3 protein-coding genes are annotated in these 5,198 nt (G+C 67.3%); all 3 read left to right on the top strand.

Translation table 11 applies throughout. The features are described 5' to 3' along the window. On the top strand, positions 1–385 hold a 385-nt coding region (locus tag AC1DXM_RS31770), incomplete at its 5' end, for a hypothetical protein (RefSeq protein ID WP_477239491.1). Continuing rightward, a complete protein-coding gene (locus AC1DXM_RS31765) occupies positions 372–3,551 on the top strand; it encodes an amino acid adenylation domain-containing protein (RefSeq protein ID WP_477239489.1) in 3,180 nt (1,059 codons plus the stop codon). The genes AC1DXM_RS31770 and AC1DXM_RS31765, both read left to right, overlap by 14 nt. After that, on the top strand, positions 3,548–5,198 hold a 1,651-nt coding region (locus tag AC1DXM_RS31760), incomplete at its 3' end, for a condensation domain-containing protein (protein WP_477239487.1). The genes AC1DXM_RS31765 and AC1DXM_RS31760, both read left to right, overlap by 4 nt.

The raw sequence follows: 5,198 nt of genomic DNA, 5'->3' as shown, positions 1-5,198 counted from the left end.
GGAGGGATTCGCGGAGCCGGAGGTCAGCTTCAACTATCTCGGCCGGATCGGTGGGGAGCCGGAGGCGCTGTTCACGTTTGCGGACGAGGCGACCGGGCCATGGCGGGCGGCCTCGGCGCGACGGCGGTTCCTGATTGACTTCAACGCCGTGGTGGTCGACCGGCGCCTGCAGGTGCACTGGACCTACTCGCCCGCCCGCCATAACCCCGACACCATCGAACGCCTCGCCAAAAGCTTCGAAGACGAGCTATCGAACTTGTCGCATAGCGCGCCGGAGCGCCTCTCGGCCGCCGACTTCCCGCTGGCCAAACTTGATGAGGTGCAGATGAGCAAGCTGGTCGCTCTGCTGAGCCGGAAGGATGAGGGTATACATGGACGCCGCTGACATCGAGGACATCTATCCGCTTTCCCCGGCTCAGGAGGGCATGCTCTTGCACTCGCTGCGCGCGCCGTCTTCGGGCACTTATGTGGAGCAACTCGTCGTCAAATTTCAGGGGCCTGTCGACGAAGCGGCCATGCGGCACGCTTGGCAGGAGACCGTTCAGCACCATCCCGTACTGCGAACGGCTTTCGTCTGGCGACTCGACAAGCCTTTGCAGGTTGTGCGCCGGGTCGTCGATCCGCCGTTCGCCGTCGTCGCCGACGCCGACGCCGACGCCGACGCGATCGCGCGCGCGGATCGCGGCCGCGGCTTCGATCTGGAGCAGGCGCCGCTCATGCGATTCACGCTGGCTCAGCGGAGTGACGGTTCGCATCTGCTCGTATGGACCTATCACCACTTGCTTCTCGACGGTTGGAGCGGCGGACTCGTCCTGAACGAGGCGCTCGTTCGCTATCGCCACGCCGTTCGCGGCGAAACCTCCGTGTTTCCCGCCGCGCCTCCCTATCGCGACTATGTCGCCTGGACGCAGCGCCAAGATGCTGTGGCGATGGAAGCCTACTGGCGCGCGGAATTGGGTGGGCTCGAGGCGGCGCCCAAGCTTGAGCTGGACGGCGTCAGCGCGCGTGATGCCGACGAAAACGATCCATTCGCCGAAGTCCGTGCTTCGCTGCCGGCCGACGTCGCCGCGTCGCTTATGGGCTGGGGGCGCGCGCGCCGCCTGACGCCAAACGCCATGGTCTCGGGCGCCTGGGCGTTGCTGCTCGGGATGCATCTGGATACGCGCGACGTCGCTTTCGGTATGGTCGTCGCCGTCCGTCCACCAGACCTGCCGGGGGCCGAACACATCGTCGGACCGCTGGTCAACACCCTGCTCGTGCGCGCGCCCGCGCCCGACGGCGACTTGGCCGAATGGCTGCGCGCGCTGCAGGCGCGGCAGATACGCGCGCAGGAATTCTCCTACACGCCGCTCTCGCAGATCCCTGCGTTTTCGTCGGCGCCGGTCGGACAACCGCTGTTCGAGACCTTGCTCGTCTACGAGAACTACCCTGCGGAAGCGTCGCTGAAGCAGGCGGCCGCCGAGGGCTTGGCGATCCGCGAAGTCCACATGATCGAGCGGACGCACTACCCCCTCACTCTGATCGTCGTTCCGGGGAAGAGCCTGGACTTGCGGCTCATCTACGATCGCCGCCGGTTCGGCGAAGCGGATGCGCAGACGCTATTCGACCAGTTCCTAGGCCTCCTCGCGCTCATGCCGAGCCATTCGGGGAGCGCGGACGCTCTGCCGTTCCGGCTCGCCGTCGAAACCCCTTTGAGGGCGCCGGTTCTGGTCGCGCCCGACCTTGTACACGAACGGCTGCGCGCGCAGGCCGCGGCCGCACCCGAAGCGCCGGCGATTTCGTGGCGCGGCACGCAGGTCGGATATGGCGACCTCGCTCGCCTCGCGGACGAAATCGCCACGGCGCTTTCGACGGCGGGAGTGAAGCGGGGCGACAGGGTTGCGATCCTGGCGCGCGAGGGGATCGAGCGGATTGCTTCGCTCTGGGCGACCTGGGAACGGGGCGCCGCTTTCGTCGCCCTCGATCCCACTTATCCCGACAGCCGTCTCCAGCAGATGCTCGACGACGCCGAGCCGGCCGCGTTGATCGTGGACGCCGAAACGGCAGGGCGGACAGCGGCGAAATGCTTCGCCGCCGCGGTCGTCGCGCTGCCGGTCGCGGGGGGCGCGCGCGGCGATACGCAAGACGCGTCGGGGGAAGATGCGGCCTATCTAGCGTATACCTCGGGCTCCACTGGGAGGCCCAAGGCCGTTGTGCAGTCCCATCGGGCCTTCTGCCAGTATCTCGACTGGCAAACGCGGGCGATGTCAATGCGCCCCGGCATGCGGATCGCGCAATGGGCATCGATCTCTTACGACGCCGGCTACGCCGAGATCTTCGGCGCGCTCGTCGGCGGCGCGACGCTGTGCTTGGCCGAGGCTGAGGTGCGGCACGACCCGCCGGCGCTGGTGGCCTGGCTGCGCGCCCAGCGTGTTACCCATCTGTGGGTGGTGCCGAGCTTCCTGCGGCAGTTGCTTCCCTACGCCGACGATCTGCCCGACTTGAAGGTGTTGATGCTGTCGGGCGAAGCCCTGTCGGTCGATCTCGCGCGGGCATGGCTAGAGCGCACGGGCGGACGCGTCGAACTTTACAATCTCTACGGCCCCACCGAATGCGTCCTCGCCTGTTCGCATCGGGTTGAGACGCCGGCGGCGGGCCAGCGCGGGATTCCGATAGGACGCGCCTTCGAAGGCCGTGAAATGCTCGTGCTGCGCGACGGTCGGCTGTGCCCGACCGGGGCCAGCGGCGAACTCTACATCCGCAGCCGCTACCTTTCGCAGGGCTATTTCCGCCGCCCGGAGGAGACGGCACGCGTCTTCATGCAAAATCCGCTGCGCTGGGACGCGCCTGACCCGGTCTATCGCACCGGCGACTTCGGCCGCCGCCTGCCCAACGGCGATTTGGAATTCCTGGGGCGCGGCGATTTCCTCGTGAAGCTGCGCGGAATGCGCATCGAGATCGAGGACGTCGAGAGTGCGCTGCTGCGTCATCCCGAGGTTCCCGAATGCATCGTCGCTGTGCGCCGCATCGCTGACAGCGACGAGCGGCTGGTAGCCTGGATCGGATCGTCGAACCCGCCAAGCGTCGAGTCGCTGCGAGCGCATCTGGCGGGGCTCTTGCCCCATTTCATGATCCCGTCGCGGTTCGTCTTCTTGGAGCGGCTGCCGCGTACCCAGAGTGGCAAGCTACAGCGAACCCAATTGCCCGAAGGGCTAATCGAGGAGACCGCAGATTTTGCGCCGGCGGTCGGCGAAACCGAGGCGCGGATCGCCGGCATTCTCGCCGAACTGCTAGCGGCGCCGCGCCTCGGCCGTCACGAAGATTTCTTCGCGGCAGGAGGGCATTCCCTGCTGGCGATCAGCGCTGTCAACCGACTGCGCGATGCCTTCGCGGTAGAGGTGTCGTTGCGGGAGTTCTTCGCCCGACCGACGGTCGCCGGGCTTGCCGAATGGGTCGAGACGGCGAGGCGGGGCGACGATACGGCCGCCTTCGCGGCGCTCGTCGACGACATGGAGGCGCTCTCCGAGGACGACGTGCGCGAGATGTTGCGAACGGAGCGGCCGGCGCCATGAACAATCATTCGGAGGAACCTTCTCCGGCTCGCAAGGCTCTGCTGGCGCGGCGCGTTCGCGAACTGGGCCTTGATCCCTTGCGGGCGCCGATCGTTCCCGCCGCCGGCGATGTCCATCCGCTGTCCTACGCGCAACAGCGTCTGTTCTTCCTGGACGAGATCGGCGGCGCGGACGCCTACAATATGCACATCGCGGTGCGCTGCGAGGGCCGGCTGGATCGATCCGCGCTTCAGCGCGCCCTTGACGGGCTGTTGCGCCGTCACTCGGCTCTGCGCGTGTGCGTGGAGGTCGCGGATGGTCGCCCGGCGCAGCGTTTGACGCAGGCCGCTCCGGTTGCGATGCTCATGACCGATTTGCGGGCCGTTGCTGAAGACCAGCGCGAGGCCACGCTGCGTGCGCGCATGACATCGGCCGCCGCTGAGACCATCGACCTGAAGACTGGACCGCTCCTGGAGGCGCGCCTGTTTTGGCTAGGGCCGGACGTGCATGTCCTCATGTTGCTCACCCATCATATCGTCTCGGACCGCTGGTCTATGGAGATCCTGGTTCGCGATCTGGCGGTGCTCTATCTCACGGCGACCGGCGCCGCGGTGCCGCCGCCGCCGGAGCCGCGCATCGGCTACCTCGATTATTGCCGGTGGCAGCGGCGTTGGCTGACGACGGAATTGCTGGCGCCCCGGATCGAAGCGTGGCGGCGTCGGCTCGAAGGCCTCGGTTCCCTAGAATTGCCGTTCGACAATCCAAGCCACGAACGCAGGTTCCGCGGCGGGTCCGAAACCGCGCTTCTGGTGCCTGAGTCGACCGAGAAACTGCGCAGCCTGGCGCGCGAGCATAAGGCGACGGTCGCGATGGTCGCGCTGGCAGCGTTCGAGCAACGGTTGGCGACCTGGTCCGGCGCGTCCTCCGTCGCGGTAGGGCTGCCAGTGGCGAACCGGAGTCGCTCCGAGTTCGAGCGCGTCGTCGGGATGTTCGTCAACACCGTGATTCACTATGTGTCGCTCAGCGGCGTCCGCGCCTTGGGCGATCTCCTGGAGCGGGTCCGCGATGCCTCGCTGTTCGCCTACGAGCACCAGGACGTTCCGTTCGAGCATGTCGTACAGGCGGTCGCGCCTCGGCGCGCGGTCGATGAATCGCCGCTCGCGCAGGTCATGTTCGACTTCGTGGAGCGCAGCCTCGAAAGGATCGAAATTCCGGGCCTGAGCCTCGCGCCGCTCGACCTAGGGCGCGACAGCGCTAAGTTCGACCTCACCTTGGTGGCCGAAGATGGTGCCGCGGGCTTGAACCTGCTGCTTGAGTATGACGCTGATCGCTTTACAGCCGTGACGGCCCGGCGGCTCCTCGACGAAATCGTCTGGGTTCTCGAAGAGTTCGCGCGCGGAGGACCGCAAATGCGCCTTCCGGGCCTTCGGCCTTCGGATGCGGCGGCGCTTGCGACGTGGAACCGGACGGAGGCGGTTTACGCGGGGGGCTGGGTTCACGAGCAGGTTCTGGAGCATGTGGCGTTGCGCCCGGAAGCGACGGCGGCCTGCGACGATGCGGGCGGGCGGCTGAGCTACCGGGAACTTGGGGCGCGCTCGGGGGCGCTGGCGGCGGAGCTGGGGCCGGGGGTGGAGCGGATCGCCGGGGTGCTTCTGGAGCGCACGGTGG

The organism is Mesorhizobium sp. P3_A2 (assembly GCF_056403115.1).
Note: the sequence above shows the minus strand (reverse complement) of the source record. Positions and strands in the feature narration are given on the sequence as shown.